The sequence below is a fragment of the Hydrogenophaga sp. OTU3427 genome (genome assembly GCF_038440225.1).
In the GTDB taxonomy this organism is placed as follows: Bacteria; Pseudomonadota; Gammaproteobacteria; order Burkholderiales; family Burkholderiaceae_C; genus Hydrogenophaga.
This window is the reverse complement of sequence record NZ_JASATI010000006.1, coordinates 21,470-40,074: the sequence shown is the minus strand read 5'-3', so window position 1 is coordinate 40,074 and position 18,605 is coordinate 21,470. Positions and strand designations below refer to the sequence as shown.

The following is an 18,605-nucleotide window of genomic DNA, read 5'->3' as shown; positions in this document are numbered from 1 at the left end:
CACCCCATGACCACCGTCCGCTGCGCCGCCACCATGCTGCAACACACGCTGGACAGCTGGCGCGCGCAGGGCGACGACCTCTGGCTGTTCGCCTACGGCTCGCTGATCTGGAAAACCGAGTTCGAGGTCGCGGAAAAGCGCCCGGCCCGCGTCCTGGGCCACCACCGCGCGTTGCAGATGTGGAGCCGCGTCAACCGGGGCACCCCCGAGCGACCGGGCCTGGTGCTGGCCCTGATCAACGGCGGCAGCTGCCGGGGCATGGCACTGCGGGTGAAGGCCGACCAGGTGCCAGCCATGCTGCCCCAGCTCTGGCACCGCGAAATGCCCAACCCGGTCTACGACCCCAAGTGGCTGCCCTGCCAGACACCACAGGGCACGGTCAAGGCCCTGTCCTTCACCCTGTCCCGCCACAGCCCCAACTTCACGGGACGCCTCAGCGACGCCCGCCTGCGAGAGATATTCGCCCATTCGCGCGGACGCTACGGCAGCACCCTGGAATACGCCCGCCTGACCTGCGAACACCTGCGCGCCATCGGCATACATGACGCCGAGCTGGAGCGGGTGGTGGCCCTCGCCCACGACACACCGTCCATCCCACACCCCACATGAACATCGCCGACCTGCGCAAGAGCTACGAAAAAGCCGAACTCAGCGAAACCGAATCACACGCCGACCCGCTCAAGCAGTTCGACCTGTGGCTGCAACAGGCCATCGAGGCGAAAGTGCCCGAACCCAATGCCATGACCCTGGCCACGGTGGGCAGCGACCTGCGCCCCAGCACCCGCGTGGTGCTGATCAAGGGCTACGACGAACGGGGCCTGGTCTGGTACACCAACTACGAGAGCCGCAAGGGGCGCGAGCTGGCCGGCAACCCGTTCGCCGCCCTGCAGTTCCACTGGGTGGAGCTGGAGCGTGTCGTGCGCATCGAAGGGGTGGTGGAGAAGGTCAGCGACGCCGACAGCGATGCCTACTTCCACAGTCGGCCGCTGGACAGCCGCATCGGCGCCTGGGCCAGCCCACAGAGCGAGGTGATCGACGGCCGAGGCGTGCTGGTGGCCAACGCGGCCAGGTTCGGCGCCAAGTTCCTGCTCAACCCGCCCCGCCCGCCCCATTGGGGCGGCTACCGGCTCAAACCCGAACAGTGGCAGTTCTGGCAAGGCCGCAAGAGCCGCCTGCACGACCGGCTGCGCTACACCTTGCAGGGCGACGGCGGCTGGCGACGCGAGCGCCTCGCGCCCTGACGCCCGCGCTCACTGCGCGACGGCCTTGACCGGAAGGAACTGCAGCAAGCTGCCTCCGAGCAGGTTCTGCACATAGCTCACCACGGCGCGGCGGTATTTCTCGGCCGTCACCACGGCCAGCAGGTCCAGCCGGCCCACGACCTTGCCGAACTCGCGCTCGAAACTCAGGTTGCGCCCCTGGGGGCCGATCTCGTCGGCCAGCAGCAGCGGCTGCCCTGCCGCGTCGCGGCGCTGGCCCAGCATCCAGACGGCGATCTCGATATTGCGCGCCGCGTTGTAGAGGCTCTGGGCGTCCAGGCTATCGATCAGGAAGAACTCGGTCTTGCCGCCGTGGGCGGCGATCAGCATGTCTGCGCTGGCCGCGATGAAGGCCGCCACGCGGTCGCCGGTGAACTCGGGCGACAAGGCCAGGGCCAGCGCGGCAACGTCGCGGCGGCCCAGCAGCGACGGCCACAGCTGGCGCTGATCAACCGCCACCCGCAGTCGCTCCAGGGCTTCCTCGCGGCTGGCCGCCCCGCCCTTGCGCCATTCACGGGGGTTGCGGCGGTAGAGCTTGTCGGCCAGGGACACCAGGCTGTCCAGGTTGGCCCGCATGCCCAGCGTGGCCATGCGGTTCACGTCCGACTGCCCCAGCTCGGCGGGCGTGGCCGGCGCGGCGCGCACTTCGCCCCGGGGCGCCGGTGTGGTCGCGCAACCCCACAACCCCCACACACACAGCAGCCAGCACACCCACCCGAGCAGATGGCGGCCGGCTCGGCTCACAGCGGCCTCGCGTCCTGTGCAGCCACGGCGGCGAGGGCCGCTGCGCCAACCTGACCGGGCGCGATCTCGGCCAGCGGCCTGAGAACGAAAGCCCGCTCCCACATGCGGGGATGGGGCACGGTCAGGCGGGGGGTAGCGATCTGTTCATCGCCGTACAGCAGCAGGTCCAGGTCCAGCGTGCGTGGCGCGTTGAGGTAGGGCCGCTCGCGCCCGGCCGCCTGTTCCAGTCCATGCAGGGCGGCCAACAGCGCGTGCGCGTCCAGGGCGGTGCTGACTTCCGCCACGGCGTTGATGAAATCGGGGCCGCTGGCCTCCCAGGGGGCGCTGCGGTACAGGCCGGAGGCGCGCACCAGCGTGGTCTGCGGCAGCCCGTCCAGCGCCGCGATGGCCTGGCGCACGGTGGCCACGGCGTCGCCCAGGTTTGCCCCCAGGGCCACGAACGCCGAAACGGCCCCGGCCACCATGGTTCAGTCGTTGCCGCCTTGTGGTGCCGGGGCACCCGCGCCGTCGCCACCACCGGGTTTGCGCCGGCGGCGGCGGCGCTTGCGTGCGGGCGCCCCTTCGCCAGTCGCCTCGGGGGTGTCCATGGGCTCGTCCTCGCTGCCGCCGTCGACTTCGCGGAAACGCGGGTCCTGCTCGACCGGTGCGGCGACCGGCACGCGGCGCACGCGCGTGGGCTTGGCGCCCCCCTTCTGCTTCTGCTGCTCCACACGAACGGCGTCCACCATGTCGCGGCGCACAGCGTCACTGGCTGTGCTGAAGGTTTCCCACCAGTGGGCCAGTTCCTCATCCACCTCGCCCGTCTGCGCCCGCAGGCGCAGGAAATCGAAACCGGCGCGGAAGCGCGGCTGCTCGACCAGCGTGAACACCGAGGCGCCGGTGCGGCGGTCGAAACGGGGCTGCATCATCCAGATCTCGCGCATGTCGGCGCCCAGCTTGCCACGGCCCGATACGTCGCCGATGCGGGCGTTGAAGGCGTCGTCCACCGCGTCCTGCAAGGCCGCGAACGACTGCTCGCCGTTGGCCTGGCGCTTGTCCCAGCCGCTGCGCACGTCGGCCCACAACACACAGGCCAGCAAGAAGCTGGGCGCCACCGGCTTGTTCTCGCCGACGCGGCGGTCGGTGTCCTGCAGGGCCAGCTTCACGAAGGCCTCGTCGGCGCGCTGCACCACCACGTCCAAGAGCGGGTAGATGCCGGTGGCCAGGCCCGTGGACTTGAGCTGCTCCACGCTGGCCAGGGCGTGGCCGGTCTGCAGCAGCTTGAGCATCTCGTCGAACAGGCGGCTCTGCGGCACGTCGGCCAGCAGGCTGCGCGAGGCCTGCAGCGGCTCGCGCGTCTTGGCGTCGAACTTGAAGCCCAGGGCCGAGAGCTTGGCGCCGAAACGCACCGCACGGATGATGCGCACCGGGTCTTCGCGGTAGCGCGTGGCCGGGTCGCCGATCATGCGCAGCACGCGCTTCTTCGCATCGCGGATGCCGTGGTGGAAGTCCACGACCGTCTGCGTCTGCGGGTCGTAGTACATGGCGTTGATGCTGAAGTCGCGGCGCGCGGCGTCGTGCTCGATCGGACCCCAGACGTTGTCGCGCAGCACGCGCCCGCTGGCATCGACCGCGTGGGTCATGCCGGCCAGGGCGCTTTTGCTGGTGCGCTCGTTGCCGCTGACCTGCTCGGCGTCGGCGCTGTCCAGGTGGGCGCGGAAGGTCGAGACCTCGATCACCTCGCTCAGGCCCCGATCCTGACGGCCACGTCCAAACACCACGTGCACGATGCGAAAGCGCCGGCCGATGATGAAGGCGCGCCGGAACAGGCCCTTGACCTGCTCGGGCGTGGCGTCGGTGGCCACATCGAAGTCCTTGGGCTTGAGGCCCAGCAGCAGGTCGCGCACGGCGCCGCCCACGATGTAGGCCTGGTAGCCGGCACGCTGCAGCGTCTCCACCACGTCGAGCGCGCGCTGGTCCACCAGGGACGGATCGATGCCGTGCACCGAGGCCGGCACGTCCTCACGTTTGCCGAAGCGGGATGCGGCGGGACTGGACTTGCCCAGCAGCTTGTCAATGAATTTCTTGATCATGGAAGAGGTTCAGTATGCGCCACTGGCGTTGCTGCGCGATGGCCAGCAGACGCGCATCGGGGTTGGTGGCCACGGGCTCGCGCACGTGTTCGAGCATGGCCAGGTCGTTGATGGAGTCGCTGTAGAAGCTGCTGTGGGCCACGTCGCCCCAGCCCAGGCCGCGCGCGGCCAGCCAGGCGGCCACCCGCTCGACCTTGCCTTCGCGGAACGAGGGCACGCCGCGGATGGCGCCGGTGGGGTTGCCGGCCGCGTCGCGCTCCAGCTCGATGGCGATCAGCTCGTCCACGCCAAAGGCCTGGGCGATGGGCCGGGTCACGAACTCGTTGGTGGCGGTGACGATGATCACGGTGTCGCCGGCGGCCTGGTGGTGTCGCACCAGTTGCCGTGCCTGCGGCTGGATATGGGGCAAGACCATCTCGCGCATGAAGTCGGCATGGGCAGCGGCGGCCCGCTCGGGGCCCAGCTCGCGGATGACCTCGGTGGCAAAACGGATGTACTGGTGGATGTCCAGCGTACCCGCCTTGTACTGGGCGTAGAAGGCGTCGTTGGCGCGCCCAAAGGCCTCGGCATCGCGCCAGCCCTGTGCCACGGTGAATTGGCCCCAGGCGTGGTCCGAGTCCATCGGAATCAGCGTGTGGTCCAGGTCAAACAGCGCAAGTCTCATTCGTTTTCTAGCATCGCTTTGATCAGCGGGATGGTGATGGCGCGCTGGGTGCGCAGGGCGTAGGCGTCGAGTTCATTGAGCAGGGCCATGAGGCTGCCCAGGTCGCGCGAGAAGCGGTTGAGCATGAAGTCCATGACTTCGTCGCCCAGGAAAACGCCACGTTCGTCGGCGGCGCGGCGCAACACGGCGCGGCGCTCGCTCTCGGCCAAGCCCTGCAATTGGAACACATGGCCCCAGCCCAGGCGGGTGCGCAGGTCCTCGCGCAGCTGCAGGTCGGCCGGCGGGCGGTCGGACGCGGCCAGCACCCAGCGCGCCTGGCCGGCGTGGGGCGTCTGCGCATTGACGAACCAGTTGAAGGCCGCCGCCTGCTGCGCCGCAGTGAACAGGTGGCAGTCGTCCATCAGCACGGCGCCCCAGCGGTCGTCGAAGGCGGGCGGGTGGGCCATGTTCGCGTCCAGCCAGCCCACGGGCGTGCCCTGCCCCTGCAAGGCCAGGCGCACGGCCTGCAGCAGGTGGGTCTTGCCGCAGCCCGGCGGGCCCCACAGCAGGGTGGGCACGGGCGACCGCAGGGGATTGTCCACCCACAGGTGCAGGTGCTCCAGCGCCGCTTCGTTGCCGTGCGAGGCGAAGTTGTCCAGGGATGGCAGGGGCGCCAGCCCGATGTCCAGGGCCAGTTGCTTCACGAGGGGTCCCGGTAAAGGTGGCTGTCCACGTAGAGGGCCTGCAGGCGGCGCAGGGCCACCAGCAGCACGGCGCTGGCCGGCAGGGCGATCAGCACGCCCACGAAGCCCAGCAGGTGGCCGAAGGCCAGCAGCGCGAAGATGACGGCGATCGGATGCAGGCCGATGCGGTCGCCCAGCAGGCGGGGCGTGAGGTACAGGCTTTCGAGCAACTGGCCGATGCCGTAGACCGTGCCCACCATCGCCACCGCGCCCAGGCTCTGGAACTGCAGCAGCGCCGCCAGCAGGGCCATCACCAGCCCCAGGCCAAAACCCAGGTAGGGCACGAACACCGCCAGGCCGGTGAACACGCCGATGGGCAGGGCCAGCTTGAGGCCACACAAGGCCAGCGCCACGGTGTAGAACACCGCCAGGATGCCCATCACCAGCAGTTGGCCGCGCAGGTACTGGCCCAGCACGGCATCGGTCTCGTCCAGGAAACCCTGGGTGGCGGCCTGCCAGCGGGGTGGCACCAGCGCCTTGAGCCGGCGCACCAGGCCATCCCAGTCCAGCAGCAGGTAGTAGGCGACGATGGGCATGAGGGTGAAGTTGCCGATCAGGGCCAGCAGCGCGCTGCCCCCGATGCGCAGCGAAGACAGCAGGCCGTCGATCAGTTCGCCCTCGTGACCCGACACCAGCTTGCGCAAGGTCTCGCGCACCAGGTTGACGTCGACCTGCAGGTCGATGCCGAAACGCGTGGCCAGGGGGGCCAGCCACTGGTTGACATGCTCCAGCAGGGCCGGCACCTGCTCGCGCAGCAGCGGCAACTGCTTGCTGACCACCGGCACGATGAGCAGCGCCACGGCCAGCAGCACCAGCATCAGCAAGGTGATGGCCAGGCCGGCGCCCAGCCAGCGCGGCACCCGGCGCGCCGCCATGCGCTCCACCCAAGGGTGCAGGGCATAGGCCAGCACGGCCGCCAGCACAAAAGGCATGAGCACCGGCGACAGCGCCGCCAGCAGCAGCCAGGCCAGCAATCCCATGCCCAGCCAGGTGGCGGCACGCAGTTGGGCGGGGGAAAATTGCATGGTGTGAAACGTGGGACCGTAAAATCGGACAAATTTTATCGGCCCCGGCGCCCCCGCCCTTCCTGCCACTTCCCTGGCCCCTCCATGAGCAACACCCCCCTCTCCTACAAAGACGCTGGCGTGGACATCGACGCTGGCGATGCGCTGGTCGAACGCATCAAGCCCCTGGCCAAAAAAACCATGCGCGAAGGCGTGCTGGCCGGCATCGGCGGCTTTGGCGCCCTGTTTGAAGTGCCCAAGCGCTACCAGGAACCGGTGCTGGTGAGCGGCACCGACGGCGTGGGCACCAAGCTCAAGCTGGCCTTCGAGTGGAACAAGCACGACACCGTGGGCATCGACCTGGTGGGCATGAGCGTCAACGACGTGCTGGTGCAGGGCGCCGAGCCGCTGTTCTTCCTCGACTATTTCGCCTGCGGCAAGCTCGACGTCGACACCGCCGCCGCCGTGGTGGGCGGCATCGCCAAGGGCTGCGAGCTGAGCGGCTGCGCCCTGATCGGCGGTGAAACCGCCGAAATGCCCGGCATGTACCCGGCCGGCGAATACGATCTGGCGGGCTTCTGCGTCGGCGCGGTCGAAAAATCCAAGATCCTGACCGGCCAGGACGTGAAGCCTGGCGACGTGGTGCTGGGCCTGGCCTCGCACGGCGTGCACTCCAACGGCTTCTCGCTGGTGCGCAAGTGCATCGAGCGCGCCGGCGCCGACCTGCCCGCCACGCTGGACGGCCAGCCCTTCCGCGACGCCATCATGGCGCCCACCCGCCTGTACGTGAAGAACGTGCTGGCCGCCTTGGCCGCCCACCCCATCAAGGCCCTGGCCCACATCACCGGCGGTGGCCTGCTGGAAAACATCCCGCGCGTGCTGCCCGAAGACACGGCCGCCCACCTGGTCAAGGGCAGCTGGCCCCAGACCGAGCTGTTCGCCTGGCTGCAAAAGGTCGCCGGCATCGACGACATCGAGATGAACCGCACCTTCAACAACGGCATCGGCATGGTGGTGGTGATCGCCGCGGCCGAAGCCGCCGCCTGCGCCGCCACCCTGCGCGGGCTGGGCGAGACGGTGTACGAGATCGGCCACATCGCCGCCCGTGGCGACGGCGCCACCGTGGTGGTGGCCTGAACAGGACTGATGTCCTGATTTGATCGGTGCTTGTCCGCCGGGGGCGCGGACAAACCCCTCGCCACAGGGAACAATGCAGCCATTCCCACACCGGAGTTGCTGCCATGAAAACCTGTCTTTTGGTGATCGATGTCCAGGAATCGTTTCGCCGCCGCCCCTACTTCAGCGAACAGGACCTGCCCGCCTACCTGGCGGCGCAGAACGCCCTGATCGCCGCCGCCCAGGCCGCCGGCACGCCCATCGTGCGCATCTTTCACGTCGACGGCCCGCGCACGCCCGACAACGCCTTCGCCCTCGAATCGGGCACCGTGTGCCCGCTCGATGGCCTGGCGCCGTTTGAGGCCGCCGCCACCTTCCACAAGTCGCGCCACAGCGCCCTGGTCGGCACCGGGCTGGAGGTCTGGCTGCACCAGCAGGGCATCCAGCGCCTGGTGGTCAGCGGCATACGCACCGAACAGTGCTGCGAAACCACCACCCGCCACGCGTCCGACCTCGGCTACACGGTCGACTTCGTCACCGACGCCACCCTGACCTTCGACATGGTCCAGCCCGACGGCCGCCCCCTGCCCGCCGCCGACATCCGCAGCCGCACCGCCACCGTGCTCAAGGACCGTTTTGCCCGCATCGCCACGGTGGCACAGGCCTGCGAGGCCCTGGCGTGACCACGCCGGCCCACACGCTGCGGGTGGCGATCCTGGCCTTCGACGAGGTCGAGGCCCTGGACCTGGCCGGCCCCTACGAGGTCTTCACCACCGCCAGCCGCATGCGCCAGCGCGAGGCGCCCGGCGCCCCCCCGCCCTTCGAGGTCTTGTGTGTCGCCCGCGACCGCCAGCCGGTGCGCGCCCGCGCCGGCATGACGCTGCTGCCCACCCACGGCTTCGCCGACGCGCCCGCCACCGACGTGCTGGTGGTGCCCGGTGGGGTGGTCGACGCGGTGCTGACCTGCCAAGACACCCTGGCCTGGGTGGCCGACACCGCCAGGCGTGCGACGCTGACCGCCTCGGTCTGCACCGGCGCCTTCGTGCTGGCGGCCAGCGGGGTGCTGCAACACGGCCAAGTGACCACCCACTGGGAAGACGCCGACGACCTGGGTCAACGCTACCCCGCACTGCAGGTGCGCACGGGCGTGCGCTGGGTCGACCAGGGCGCCATCGTCACTTCGGGCGGCATCAGCGCCGGCATCGACATGAGTCTGCATCTGGTGGCCCGGCTCGCCGGCATGGCGCTGGCCGAGCGCACCGCGCGGCAGATGGAATTCATCTGGACGCAGGCGTGACGCCTACCCCCATCCCGGTGTTTTTTGTGCTGCTGCCGGGCAGCCTGATCCTCGACTGGGCCGGGCCGGCCGAGGCACTGCGCATCGCCAACCGCTGCCTGCGCGCCCAAGGCCAGCCCGAGGCCTTCGAATTGCGTTTCGTCGGGCCGCTGGCCGAGACAGCCAGTTCTGTCGGCGCCACCATCAGCGGCATCGAAGCCCTGCCCACCGCCCTGCCCCGACCGTCGTGGCTGGTGCTGCTGGGCCAGCCAGGCGACACCATAGACCCCCTGGGCCCTGGTGTGCCCGAGCTGCTGCACTGGCTGCGTGGCCAACGCCCACAGGCCGGCCAGCTGCAGCTGCTGACGGTGTGCGCCGGTGCCGTGCTGGCCGCCCATGCCGGCCTGCTCGATGGCCGCCACGCCACCACCCACCACCACCACCTGGAAGAGCTTCAGGCCGTGGCGCCACGCTGCGAGGTGGTGGCCAACCGGGTCTTTGTGCTCGACGGCGCCGTCAGCAGCAGCGCCGGCGTCACCACCGGCATCGACCTCTTCCTGCACCACATCGCGGCTGTGTGTGGCCCGGCCGTGGCGGCCCAGGTGGCGCAAAGCATGGTGGTGGCGCTGCGGCGTGGCCCGGCCGACCCCGAACTCTCGCCCTTTCTGCGCCACCGCAACCACCTGCACGCCGCCCTGCACCGGGTGCAGGATGCGGTCAGCAGCGCGCCACAAAACGACTGGACCCTGCCCGGGATGGCGGCCGTGGCCTGCACCTCGCCGCGCCACCTGAGCCGGGTGTTCGCCGCCCACGCCGGCATCACGCCGCTGCAATACCTGCGCGACATCCGCCTGGCGGTGGCCGAAGCGGCCCTGCACGCCGGGCGCAACGTGACACAGTCGGCCGCACTGGCGGGTTTTGCGTCCGACACCCAGCTGCGCCGCGCCTGGCGCCAGCAGGGCAAGCGGGGCACGCCGTCAACGACCCGTCATTGAAGCTGCTCGGATTCCAGCACCGTCACACCCGGTGTGGCCGCCAGAGCGGCTTCCACCAGGTGGTGGGCAATGCGTTCGGCCGGCACCAGTCGATAACGCTGGGGCAGGAACGGCGTCAGCAGCCGCACGGCCAGGATGGTCAGGCTTTCGGCGCGGCGGTTTTCGGCACGTTCGCCGCCGATCAGGCCAGGCCGCACAAAGGTCAGCGAGAGGTAGCCGGGGTTTTTCATGGCCCGCAGTGATTGCTCCAGCTCGCCCTTGACACGCGAATAGAACACCCGCGAATCGGGGTTCGCCCCCAGGGCGGAGTTGAGTGCAAAAGCCTGTGCGCCGTGGCGCAGAGCCAGCCGCGCCACCGTCAGAGGCATCTCGTAATCCACCGCCTCGAACGCCGCCCGGGAGCCCGCCTTGGCCATGGTGGTGCCCAGCGCGCACACCACCCCGTCAACCTTCCACCAGGGCGCGTGGGGCGGCAGGTGGGCAAAGTCCTCGATGGGGTTGAGCAGCTTGGGGTGGGGAGGCAAGGGCCGGCGCGTGGGCGCGACCACCCGCTCGACACGCGTGTCCGCCAGGGCCAGCCGCAGGGCATGGCGGCCCACCAGGCCGGTCGCGCCGGCCAACAACAGCGTTTTCATGTGGGTCCCTCGGGGCGGAAATGCCCCATTGTCGCCCCCGGTCAGGCCGGCAGCCCGACCACCACCTGCAGACCGTGCCCATCGGGGCCGTCGCCCAGCGCCACCGAGCCCTGGTGCTGGCGCACCACCTCGGCCACGATGGCCAGGCCCAGGCCGCTGCCGATCTGCTCGCCCGCGTGCAGGCGCACAAAACGCTGCAGGACACGCTCGCGGTCGGCCGGCGGCACGCCCGGCCCCTGGTCGGCCACCACCAGCCGGACCTGCCCGCCTTCGGTGGACAGCCTCAGCCACACGGTGCCGCCACGCGGGCTGTGCTTGAGGGCGTTGTCGATCAGGTTGTCCACCAGCATGCGCAGGCCGGTGGCGTCGCCCGACACGCTGGCCGGCCGGGCACCGTCGAGCACCAGTTCCACCTCGCGCTGCGCGGCCAGCGGCGCCACGTCCATCAGCGCCTGGGCCACCAGCCCACGCAGGTCGATCGGCTCGCGTGGCCGCGCCGCCGCGCCGCCGCCTTCGATGCGGGCCAGCGCCAGGAGTTGTGCCACCAGCCGCTGCAGCCGGTCTATGCCTTCGCCCAGGCGTTGCTGCGCTCGCTCGCGCTCGGGGCCGTCGGGCGTGCGCAGCAGGTTGTCGTTCTGCAGGCGCACGGCGGCCAGGGGCGTGCGCAGCTGGTGGGCGGCGTCGGCCACCAGGTGGCGGTGGGCCTCCAGGCTGGCCTGCAGGCGGGCCAGCAGGTCGTTGAGGGCGGTCAGCGGGCGCTGCAGTTCGGCCGGCGCATCGGGCCAGACGATGGGCGTCAAGAGCACCGCGCCGCGCCGGCCCAGCTCGTCGTGCAGGCGCGTCAGCGGCCGCAGCGCGCTGCGCACCGACAGCGCCACCACCAGGCCCAGCAGGCTCATGGCCAGCACCGCCGCCAGCAGCACGCGCACCCCCGATTCGCGCACCAGCTCGTCGCGCAGCGACCAGGGCTGCATGACCTGCACGGTGCGGAATTCGCTGCGCAGGGTGAACACCCGCAACACCACCTCGTCGATCTGGCCATCCTCGTCGGGGTCGGTGCGGCTGAACTGGCGCGAAAATCCCAGCGGGCTGTCAAAGGGCACGTCGACCTCGTTGCCCGAGCGGTACAGGCGGGTCCCATGGTTGTCGAGCACCTGCACGTCCAGGTGGGCGGCCGGGTCATCGACCAGGGGCACGTTCAGGCGCGTGAAGTCGTGGTCGATCAGCACCCGCGCCACCTGCTCCAGCTGGTAGTCGAGCAGCTCGCTGGTCTGGCGCGCCACCAGCGCCATCACGGCAGCGGCCAGCGCGACGCCGATCAGCACACAGGCGGGCAGCAACCGCCAGAGCAGCCGGCGGGCAATGGACGTGTGCGCGCGCCGGGACATCAACGGGGCACGAAATAGCCGACGCCGCGGATGTTGAGCACCCGCTGCGCGCCCAGCTTGCGGCGCAGGTTGTGGATGTGGACCTCCAGCGCGTTGCTGGCCACCTCCTCGCCCCAGCCCAGCAGGCGGTCCTCCAGCTGCGCGCGCGACTGTGCCACGCCCGGACGCCGCATGAGCAATTCCAGCAGGCCGAATTCCCGTGCCGACAGGCTCACGGGCTGGCCATCGACCCGGACCTCGCGCGTGGCGGTGTCCAGGGACATGCCCGCCGCCGTCATGGTGGTCGAAGTCCGCCCGTCGCGGCGCCGACTGACGGCGCGCAGCCGGGCCGCGAGCTCGTCGATGTCGAAGGGCTTGAGCACATAGTCGTCGGCGCCGGCGTCGAGCCCGGCGATGCGGTCCGTGACCGCGTCGCGTGCGGTGACCAGCAGCACCGGCACCTGGCTGAACACGGGGTCGGCCGAGGCACGCAAGGCCTTGAGCAAGGCCAGGCCGTCCAGGCGCGGCAGGCCGATGTCGAGCAGCACGGCGTCGAAGGGCTCGGTGCTCGCGGCCGACAAGCCGGCGGCGCCGTCGCGCACCCAGTCGACACGCAGGCCGCGCCGCGCCAGGCCGTCCTGCACGGCGGGGCCGATCATGGTGTCGTCCTCGACCAGCAACACGCGCATTTCAGGGCTTCAGGCCGGGTGCTGGGGACAAAACAAGGGGCCGGCCACCCAGGAGGTGAACCGGCCCCGGGGCGCTTGCCGCATCAAGCCGGCTTGGCGACCTTCTTGGTGCGTTTGGCGGCGGGCTTTTTCTTGGCCGCGTGTTTCTTCACGACCTTCTTCGACGGTTCGGTGGCCGGCATCTGGGTGTTGGTGACGGCCGGCGCCGGAGCAGCGGCGGGCGCGGCGGCGGGCATGGGCGACTGTTGAGCGTGGGCCGGTGCCAGGGCCAGGCTGCCAACGCCCATCAACGAAGCCAGGGCCAGGGTGCGAATGCGGGTGATCATGGTCAGGTCCTTTCGAGTCATGGCCGGTCAAGTGACCGGCCTGACTTGACTGTAGGGACACAGACTTAAGCGACACTTAGGACAGTTCGCGCCGCAGCTCACCCACCCGTTGCGCCACGGCGTCGATGTCGAGCGCGTCCTCGGCGTGTGCGAGGTAGTGCTCCAGGTCGGCCACGGCGCGGCGCGCATCGCCCTTTTCCGCCCAGGCCAGACCGCGGTCGCGGTGCTCGGCGTGGGCCTGCGGCAACAACACGATGAGGCGGTCGAGCACGGGGATCAGGCGCGTCCAGTCTTCCTGGCTGGTGTGGATTTCCTTGAGGTTGCGCAGCATGCGCGCCAGGATATCGCGTGGCGTGGCCGACTGCAGGTACAGGCCGACCGGCACATCGAAGTCGTCCACCAGTCCGTTGCGCCGCTTGTAGGGCTCCAGCCGTTCGGACAGCTCCTCGCGGCTCAGCGACTGGCCGGTGAAGGGATCGATCACCACCTGGCCCCGGGGCAGGTTGACCTTGACCATGAAATGGCCGGGGAAATTGACCCCCCGGGCCGACAGGCCCAGGCCCTGGGCCAGTTCCAGCCACAGCACGGCCAGGCTGATGGGGATGCCTCGGCGGGTGCGCAGCACCACGTTGAGGTGGCTGTTGTCGGGGTCGTAGTAGTGGTTGACGTTGCCGCCAAAGCCCAGATCGCGGAAGAAGAACTGGTTGAGCCCGCGCAGGCGCTGCAGCGGCGCGGCGTCGGGCGGCAGGCGCCGCCGCAGGCGCGCCAGCAGCTGGTCCACGTCACCCAGCACCTGCTGCACGTCCAGGTCGGGGTATTCGTCCTGCGCGATGGCCACCGCCGCCTCCAGCAAGGGCAGCTGGTCGTCGTCGTTGACCAGGGCAGCAAAAAAGTCCAGCGGGGTGGGCAGGGCGAAGTCCATCATCGTTTGTTACTTTCTCACAAACTCGCGCAACTTCACACCACCCAGCAACAACACCACAAAATAAAGGGTTGCCGCGCCGCCCAGCACCAGCAGCAACTGCAGCACACGGGCCCAGGCGCGGCCGGCGCCATCGAGCCAGGACAGGCCGCTGGACGCCCACAGCAGGTAGATCGCCAGCACAGCGCTGGCGGCCACCACCTGCAGCACAAAGCGCCACCAGCCAGGCGCCGGCCGGTAGGTGCCGCGCCGCAACAGGCCCAGCAGCAGCCAGGTGGCATTGAGCAGCGCGCCCAGGCCAATGGACAGCGCCAGGCCGGCATGGGCCAGCCAGGGCACGAACACCACGTTCATGGCCTGGGTGAACAGCAACACCACGACCGCGATCTTCACCGGCGTGCGGATGTCCTGGCTGGCGTAGTAGCCGGGGGCCAGCACCTTGATGGCGATCAGTCCCAGCAGGCCCAGGCCGTAGCCCATCAGGGCCAGCGCGGTCTGGCGCACGTCGGCATCGGAAAACGCGCCGTAGTGGTAGAGCACCGCCACCAGCGGGTGGGCAAAGGTCAGCAGCGCGACGGCCGAGGGCACGGCCAGCAGCACCACCAGGCGCAGGCCCCAGTCGAGCAGGCCGCTGTAGCGCTCGGTGTCGCTCTTGGCCTTGGCCGCCGCCAGCTGCGGCAGCAGCACCACGCCCAGGGCCACGCCCAGCAGGGCGGTGGGGAATTCCATCAACCGGTCGGCGTAGCTGAGCCAGCTCACGCTGCCGGTGCGCAGGTGCGAGGCGATCTGGGTGTTGATGAGCAGCGAGACCTGGGCCACGCTCACGCCCAGCAGGGCCGGCAGCATGAGGGTGGTGACGCGGCGCGTGCCCGGGTGGCGCCAGGCGTCGCGCAGGGCACCCCAGCGCCAGCCGACGCGCGGCAGCAGGCCCAGCGCATGCAGGGCCGGAATCTGCACCCCCAGCTGCAACGCCCCCCCCACCAGCACGCCGGCGGCCATGGCGTAGATGGGATTGACGCCCAGCGACGCAAACCATGGCGCCCCCCACCAGGCGGCGGCAATCATGGCGACGTTGAGCAGCACCGGCGTGGCGGCCGGCACGGCAAAACGCTTCCAGGTGTTGAGGATGCCCGCGGCCAGCGCCACCATGGACATGAAGGCGATGTAGGGGAACATCCAGCGCGTCATGAACACGGCGGCCTCGAAGCCGGCCGGGTCCTGCTTCAGGCCCGCCGCCAGGCCCCACACCAGGATGGGCGCGGCGGCCACGCCCAGCACGCAGGTGGCGGTCAGTGCCCACGCCAGCACGGTGGCGATCTGGTCGATCATGGCCCGGGTGGCGGCCTCGCCCTCCTGCTCCTTGGCGGCGGCCAGCACCGGCACGAAGGCCTGGCTGAAGGCGCCTTCCGCGAACAGGCGGCGCAGCAGGTTGGGGATGCGGAACGCGACGTTGAAGGCATCGGTCATGGCGCTGGCGCCAAAGGCCGACGCCATCAGCAACTCACGCACCAGGCCGGTGATGCGGGACGCCAGCGTGAGCAAGGAAATCAGGGATGCGGCTTTGAACAGTGACACGCGCCGAGTGTAGCGAGCACATCTGTCACACTTTGTGAACCCCTGGTCCAGCGCGTGTGGGCGCGGCTTCGTAAAATGGTTCGGTGAACGCCATACTCAACGCCGATCTGCACTGCCACTCCGTCGTCTCCGACGGCACCCTGACGCCCGAGGAGCTGGCCACGCGCGCCAGCGCCAATGGCGTGGAACTGTGGGCCCTGACCGACCACGACGAGATCGGCGGCCAGCACCGCGCCGCCGCCGCCGCCCGGGCGGCTGGCATGAAGTACCTGACCGGTACCGAAATCTCGGTGACATTTGCCGACCTGACGGTGCACATCGTGGGCCTGGGCTTCGACCCCGACCACCCGGCCCTGGCGCAAGGCCTCAAGCGCACCCGCGGCGGGCGCGAGGAACGCGCCCGCGAAATGGCCGACGGCCTGGCCAAGGTCGGCATCCACGGGGCCTTCGAGGGCGCGCTGCACTACGTGGGCAACCCGGACCTGATCTCGCGCACGCACTTCGCGCGGCACCTGGTGGAAAGCGGCGTCTGCCGCGACACCAACGAGGTCTTCCGCAAGTACCTGACCGAAGGCAAGCCCGGCTTCGTGCCCCACCGCTGGGCCCAGCTGGGCGACGCGGTGCGCTGGATCACCGAGGCCGGCGGCGTGGCCGTGATCGCCCATCCGGCCCGCTACGACCACAACCCGACCCGCGAATACGCGCTGTTCACCGAGTTCAAGGCCCACGGCGGGCGCGGCGTGGAGGTGGTGACCGGCAGCCACACGGCGGCCGAGTACGTCAAATACGCCGACATGGCGCTGGAGTTCGACCTGGCCGCCTCGCGTGGCAGCGACTTCCACAGCCCCGAGGAAAGCCACTGCGACCTGGGCAAGCTGCCCTACCTCGAAGGCCGCCTGACCCCGGTGTGGGAGCTGCTGGCCGACCGCATCCTCGCGTGACGGGCCGCGCATGACGGCCCACGCCCCCGGTTCGCGCCCGCTGCAAGGCATCGCGCTGCTGATCACGGCGGTGGCCTGCTTCGTGGTGCTGGACACCAGCTTCAAATCCATCAGTGGCGCCATCTCGGTGCTGATCGCGGTCTGGTTCCGCTACAGCTTCCAGGCGGTGGTCATGGGCGCGGTGCTGCTGCCCATGCGGGGGCGCACGCTGCTGCGCACCCACAGCCCCTGGCTGCAGCTGCTGCGCGGCGGCCTGCTGCTGAGCGTGAGCGTGCTGGGCTTCGTGAGCCTGAGCCACATGCCGGTGGGCGAATTCACCGCCATCGTCATGCTGACGCCGCTCATGGTGACGCTGCTGGCGGCGCTGTTCCTCAAGGAGCGGGTGAGCGTGCTTCGCTGGCTGCTGGTGCTGGGCGGGTTTTCCGGCGCCCTCCTGATCGTCCAGCCCTGGCAGGACGGCGACATGAACCTGGGCTGGATCAGCCTGCTGCCCCTGGTGATGGTGGTGGCCTACGCGGCCTTCCAGATCCTGACCAGCCGCATGGCCCGCACCGAGAACGCCATGACCATGCACCTCTACACCGGCTGGGTGGGTGCCCTGGGGCTGAGCGTGCTGATGCCCCTGGTGTGGGTGACCCCGCCCGACGGCGAGACCCTGGCCCTGCTGTTGCTGATGGGTCTGATGGGTACGGTGGGCCACTTCCTGCTGATCCTGGCCTTTGCCCGCGCCCCGGCCGCCACGCTGACGCCGTTTCTCTACAGCCAGATCGCCTTTGCCATGCTGGCCGGGTGGTGGGTCTTTGACCACGTGCCGGGCCGCACCGAGCTGACCGGCATCGCCCTGATCGTGTTGTGCGGCGCCAGCGCCGCCTGGTTGACGGCGCGCCAGCAGCGCCTGCACCGCCCTCTCTGAGTCCGCCATGTCCCAACTGTTCGACGTCCACCCCGACAACCCGCAACCGCGCCTACTCAAGCAAGCGGTGCAACTGCTGGCCAAAGGCGGCATCCTGGCCGTGCCCACCGATTCGAGCTATGCGCTGGTCTGCCACCTCGACGACAAGGCCGCCGCGGACCGCCTGCGCCGCATCCGCCAGGTGGACGACAAACACCACCTCACCGTGCTGTGCCGCGATCTCAGCGAGTTGTCCCACTACGCCAAGGTGGACAACAAGCAGTACCGCCTGCTCAAGCTGGGCACGCCCGGGCCCTACACCTTCATCCTCGACGCCGGCAAGGACATCCCGCGCCGCCTGAGCCACCCCTCGCGCAAGACCATCGGCCTGCGCGTGCCGGCCCACCGCGTGCTGCTGGACCTGCTGGAGCAACACGGCGGGGCGCTGCTGGCCACCACCCTGATCCCGCCCGGCGAGACCGAACCCATGAACGACGCCGAGGCCATACGCGAGCGTTTCCAGCACGAGCTGGCCGCCGTCATCGACGCCGGCGCCTGCGCGCTGGCACCCACCACCGTGATCGACCTCACCCCCATGGGCACGGGCGGTGAACCCGAGGTGATCCGCGTCGGCCAGGGAGCGCTGGCCACGCTGGGCCTGTGAACCGCGAAAGCGCCGGCACGGATCGGGGCCAGGCCGGCGCTCTGGGACAATAGGCCCATGAACCTTGCCCAGATCATCCAGACGGTGGCCATCTACGCCATCCCCGTGCTGTTCGCCATCACCCTGCACGAGGCGGCGCACGGTTACGCGGCGCGCCATTTTGGCGACAACACCGCCGCCATGCTGGGCCGCATCTCGCTCAACCCGGTGCGTCACATCGACCCGGTGGGCACCATCGCCATGCCGCTGCTGCTGTACTTCGCCACCGCGGGCGCCTTTCTGTTCGGCTACGCCAAGCCGGTGCCGGTGCGCTTCGGCAACCTGCGCAACCCCAAACGCGACATGGTCTGGGTGGCGCTGGCCGGCCCCGGCGCCAACCTGGCGCAGGCGGTGCTGTGGACGGTGGCCGGGTACCTGCTGGTGGCCGTCGGGGTCGAGGAGCGTTTTTTCCTGGCCATGTGCCGCGCCGGCATCATGACCAACCTGGTGATGTTCGCCTTCAATCTGTTCCCGCTGCCGCCGTTGGACGGCGGTCGCATCCTGGTCGGCCTGCTGCCCATGCGCGCGGCCCTGCTGGTCTCGCGCATCGAACCCTGGGGCTTCTTCGTCGTCATGGCCCTGGTCATCAGCGGCGTGGTGGGCAGTCTCTGGCTGCGCCCCCTGATGGCCGCCACCGGCGGCCTCATCGACCTGCTGCTCACGCCCCTGCGTGCCCTCTTGTTCTGAACCCGTCTTTCATTTC

Annotated in this window: 22 protein-coding genes; 10 read left to right on the top strand and 12 right to left on the bottom strand. The window is 69.9% G+C overall.

Going from position 1 to position 18,605, the window contains the following annotated elements:
* Positions 1 to 6: 6 nt before the first annotated feature.
* Both AAHB17_RS05330 and pdxH read left to right on the top strand, forming a co-directional pair.
* Positions 7 to 609, top strand: coding sequence for a gamma-glutamylcyclotransferase (locus AAHB17_RS05330; RefSeq protein ID WP_342129461.1), 603 nt, complete (start codon positions 7 to 9; stop codon positions 607 to 609).
* Positions 606 to 1,241, top strand: coding sequence for a pyridoxamine 5'-phosphate oxidase (pdxH, locus tag AAHB17_RS05325; protein ID WP_342129460.1), 636 nt, complete (start codon positions 606 to 608; stop codon positions 1,239 to 1,241). Before AAHB17_RS05330 ends, pdxH begins: the two co-directional genes overlap by 4 nt.
* A 9-nt stretch (positions 1,242 to 1,250) precedes the next feature.
* Here the strand turns inward: pdxH and AAHB17_RS05320 are convergent, their stop codons facing one another.
* From AAHB17_RS05320 to AAHB17_RS05295, 6 genes are read right to left on the bottom strand one after another with little or no spacing between them, the layout of a single operon-like run.
* The gene (locus AAHB17_RS05320) at positions 1,251 to 2,003 is read right to left on the bottom strand and encodes a hypothetical protein (RefSeq protein WP_446719556.1); all 753 of its coding nucleotides are present in this window, start codon (positions 2,001 to 2,003) and stop codon (positions 1,251 to 1,253) included.
* A complete protein-coding gene (gene folK, locus AAHB17_RS05315) occupies positions 2,000 to 2,467 on the bottom strand; it encodes a 2-amino-4-hydroxy-6-hydroxymethyldihydropteridine diphosphokinase (RefSeq protein ID WP_342129459.1) in 468 nt (155 codons plus the stop codon). The genes AAHB17_RS05320 and folK overlap by 4 nt, the downstream gene beginning before the upstream one ends.
* Before the next feature lie 3 nt (positions 2,468 to 2,470).
* Positions 2,471 to 4,075 carry a polynucleotide adenylyltransferase PcnB gene (gene pcnB, locus AAHB17_RS05310; protein ID WP_342129458.1) on the bottom strand — a complete coding sequence of 535 codons (1,605 nt, stop codon included), beginning with the start codon at positions 4,073 to 4,075 and terminating at the stop codon, positions 2,471 to 2,473.
* Entirely contained in the window at positions 4,056 to 4,739 is a 684-nt protein-coding gene (locus AAHB17_RS05305; protein ID WP_342129457.1) for a histidinol-phosphatase, read from the bottom strand. The genes pcnB and AAHB17_RS05305 overlap by 20 nt, the downstream gene beginning before the upstream one ends.
* Positions 4,736 to 5,422, bottom strand: coding sequence for a DnaA regulatory inactivator Hda (hda, locus tag AAHB17_RS05300; RefSeq protein ID WP_342129456.1), 687 nt, complete (start codon positions 5,420 to 5,422; stop codon positions 4,736 to 4,738). Before hda ends, AAHB17_RS05305 begins: the two co-directional genes overlap by 4 nt.
* Entirely contained in the window at positions 5,419 to 6,486 is a 1,068-nt protein-coding gene (locus tag AAHB17_RS05295) for an AI-2E family transporter (RefSeq protein ID WP_342129455.1), read from the bottom strand. The genes hda and AAHB17_RS05295 overlap by 4 nt, the downstream gene beginning before the upstream one ends.
* A gap of 84 nt (positions 6,487 to 6,570) precedes the next feature.
* Here AAHB17_RS05295 and purM point away from each other — a divergent pair, with 84 nt between their 5' ends.
* From purM to AAHB17_RS05275, 4 genes are all read left to right on the top strand, one after another.
* Positions 6,571 to 7,602, top strand: a complete 1,032-nt coding sequence (purM, locus tag AAHB17_RS05290; protein WP_342129454.1) for a phosphoribosylformylglycinamidine cyclo-ligase — start codon at positions 6,571 to 6,573, stop codon at positions 7,600 to 7,602.
* Between the two features lie 104 nt (positions 7,603 to 7,706).
* Positions 7,707 to 8,264, top strand: coding sequence for an isochorismatase family protein (locus AAHB17_RS05285; RefSeq protein WP_342129453.1), 558 nt, complete (start codon positions 7,707 to 7,709; stop codon positions 8,262 to 8,264).
* Complete coding sequence (locus AAHB17_RS05280; protein ID WP_342129452.1) at positions 8,261 to 8,878, top strand: DJ-1/PfpI family protein; 618 nt, start codon at positions 8,261 to 8,263, stop codon at positions 8,876 to 8,878. The genes AAHB17_RS05285 and AAHB17_RS05280 overlap by 4 nt, the downstream gene beginning before the upstream one ends.
* Positions 8,875 to 9,852, top strand: a complete 978-nt coding sequence (locus tag AAHB17_RS05275; RefSeq protein WP_342129451.1) for a GlxA family transcriptional regulator — start codon at positions 8,875 to 8,877, stop codon at positions 9,850 to 9,852. The genes AAHB17_RS05280 and AAHB17_RS05275 overlap by 4 nt, the downstream gene beginning before the upstream one ends.
* Here AAHB17_RS05275 and AAHB17_RS05270 read toward each other — a convergent pair.
* The 6 genes from AAHB17_RS05270 to murJ all read right to left on the bottom strand — a co-directional run bounded on the left by AAHB17_RS05270 (position 9,846) and on the right by murJ (position 15,366).
* Positions 9,846 to 10,487, bottom strand: a complete 642-nt coding sequence (locus AAHB17_RS05270; protein WP_342129450.1) for an NAD-dependent dehydratase — start codon at positions 10,485 to 10,487, stop codon at positions 9,846 to 9,848. The genes AAHB17_RS05275 and AAHB17_RS05270 overlap by 7 nt on opposite strands.
* A 41-nt stretch (positions 10,488 to 10,528) precedes the next feature.
* Positions 10,529 to 11,875, bottom strand: a complete 1,347-nt coding sequence (locus tag AAHB17_RS05265) for a sensor histidine kinase (RefSeq protein WP_342129448.1) — start codon at positions 11,873 to 11,875, stop codon at positions 10,529 to 10,531.
* Positions 11,875 to 12,543, bottom strand: coding sequence for a response regulator transcription factor (locus tag AAHB17_RS05260; protein ID WP_342129447.1), 669 nt, complete (start codon positions 12,541 to 12,543; stop codon positions 11,875 to 11,877). Before AAHB17_RS05260 ends, AAHB17_RS05265 begins: the two co-directional genes overlap by 1 nt.
* An 83-nt stretch (positions 12,544 to 12,626) precedes the next feature.
* Positions 12,627 to 12,869 carry a hypothetical protein gene (locus tag AAHB17_RS05255; protein ID WP_342129446.1) on the bottom strand — a complete coding sequence of 81 codons (243 nt, stop codon included), beginning with the start codon at positions 12,867 to 12,869 and terminating at the stop codon, positions 12,627 to 12,629.
* 76 nt (positions 12,870 to 12,945) lie between these two features.
* Complete coding sequence (locus AAHB17_RS05250; RefSeq protein ID WP_342129445.1) at positions 12,946 to 13,794, bottom strand: SirB1 family protein; 849 nt, start codon at positions 13,792 to 13,794, stop codon at positions 12,946 to 12,948.
* Positions 13,795 to 13,800: 6 nt separating this feature from the next.
* Positions 13,801 to 15,366, bottom strand: coding sequence for a murein biosynthesis integral membrane protein MurJ (murJ, locus tag AAHB17_RS05245; RefSeq protein ID WP_342129444.1), 1,566 nt, complete (start codon positions 15,364 to 15,366; stop codon positions 13,801 to 13,803).
* 83 nt (positions 15,367 to 15,449) lie between these two features.
* Here murJ and AAHB17_RS05240 point away from each other — a divergent pair, with 83 nt between their 5' ends.
* The 4 genes from AAHB17_RS05240 to AAHB17_RS05225 are packed head-to-tail and all read left to right on the top strand — an operon-like array spanning position 15,450 to position 18,589.
* Positions 15,450 to 16,307, top strand: coding sequence for a 3',5'-nucleoside bisphosphate phosphatase (locus AAHB17_RS05240; protein ID WP_342129443.1), 858 nt, complete (start codon positions 15,450 to 15,452; stop codon positions 16,305 to 16,307).
* Positions 16,308 to 16,317: 10 nt separating this feature from the next.
* A complete protein-coding gene (locus AAHB17_RS05235) occupies positions 16,318 to 17,220 on the top strand; it encodes a DMT family transporter (protein WP_342129442.1) in 903 nt (300 codons plus the stop codon).
* A gap of 7 nt (positions 17,221 to 17,227) precedes the next feature.
* Positions 17,228 to 17,863, top strand: coding sequence for an L-threonylcarbamoyladenylate synthase (locus tag AAHB17_RS05230; protein WP_342129441.1), 636 nt, complete (start codon positions 17,228 to 17,230; stop codon positions 17,861 to 17,863).
* A 57-nt stretch (positions 17,864 to 17,920) separates the two neighbouring features.
* A complete protein-coding gene (locus AAHB17_RS05225; protein WP_342129440.1) occupies positions 17,921 to 18,589 on the top strand; it encodes a site-2 protease family protein in 669 nt (222 codons plus the stop codon).
* Positions 18,590 to 18,605: the final 16 nt, after the last annotated feature.

Coding starts and splice junctions, on each gene's coding strand:
- AAHB17_RS05330 (WP_342129461.1), top strand. CDS start 7: ATGACCACCGTCCGCTGCGCCGCCACCATGCTGCAACACACGCTGGAC.
- pdxH (WP_342129460.1), top strand. CDS start 606: ATGAACATCGCCGACCTGCGCAAGAGCTACGAAAAAGCCGAACTCAGC.
- folK (WP_342129459.1), bottom strand. CDS start 2,467: ATGGTGGCCGGGGCCGTTTCGGCGTTCGTGGCCCTGGGGGCAAACCTG.
- pcnB (WP_342129458.1), bottom strand. CDS start 4,075: ATGATCAAGAAATTCATTGACAAGCTGCTGGGCAAGTCCAGTCCCGCC.
- AAHB17_RS05305 (WP_342129457.1), bottom strand. CDS start 4,739: ATGAGACTTGCGCTGTTTGACCTGGACCACACGCTGATTCCGATGGAC.
- AAHB17_RS05295 (WP_342129455.1), bottom strand. CDS start 6,486: ATGCAATTTTCCCCCGCCCAACTGCGTGCCGCCACCTGGCTGGGCATG.
- purM (WP_342129454.1), top strand. CDS start 6,571: ATGAGCAACACCCCCCTCTCCTACAAAGACGCTGGCGTGGACATCGAC.
- AAHB17_RS05285 (WP_342129453.1), top strand. CDS start 7,707: ATGAAAACCTGTCTTTTGGTGATCGATGTCCAGGAATCGTTTCGCCGC.
- AAHB17_RS05270 (WP_342129450.1), bottom strand. CDS start 10,487: ATGAAAACGCTGTTGTTGGCCGGCGCGACCGGCCTGGTGGGCCGCCAT.
- AAHB17_RS05265 (WP_342129448.1), bottom strand. CDS start 11,875: ATGTCCCGGCGCGCGCACACGTCCATTGCCCGCCGGCTGCTCTGGCGG.
- AAHB17_RS05260 (WP_342129447.1), bottom strand. CDS start 12,543: ATGCGCGTGTTGCTGGTCGAGGACGACACCATGATCGGCCCCGCCGTG.
- AAHB17_RS05255 (WP_342129446.1), bottom strand. CDS start 12,869: ATGATCACCCGCATTCGCACCCTGGCCCTGGCTTCGTTGATGGGCGTT.
- AAHB17_RS05250 (WP_342129445.1), bottom strand. CDS start 13,794: ATGATGGACTTCGCCCTGCCCACCCCGCTGGACTTTTTTGCTGCCCTG.
- AAHB17_RS05235 (WP_342129442.1), top strand. CDS start 16,318: ATGACGGCCCACGCCCCCGGTTCGCGCCCGCTGCAAGGCATCGCGCTG.
- AAHB17_RS05230 (WP_342129441.1), top strand. CDS start 17,228: ATGTCCCAACTGTTCGACGTCCACCCCGACAACCCGCAACCGCGCCTA.
- AAHB17_RS05225 (WP_342129440.1), top strand. CDS start 17,921: ATGAACCTTGCCCAGATCATCCAGACGGTGGCCATCTACGCCATCCCC.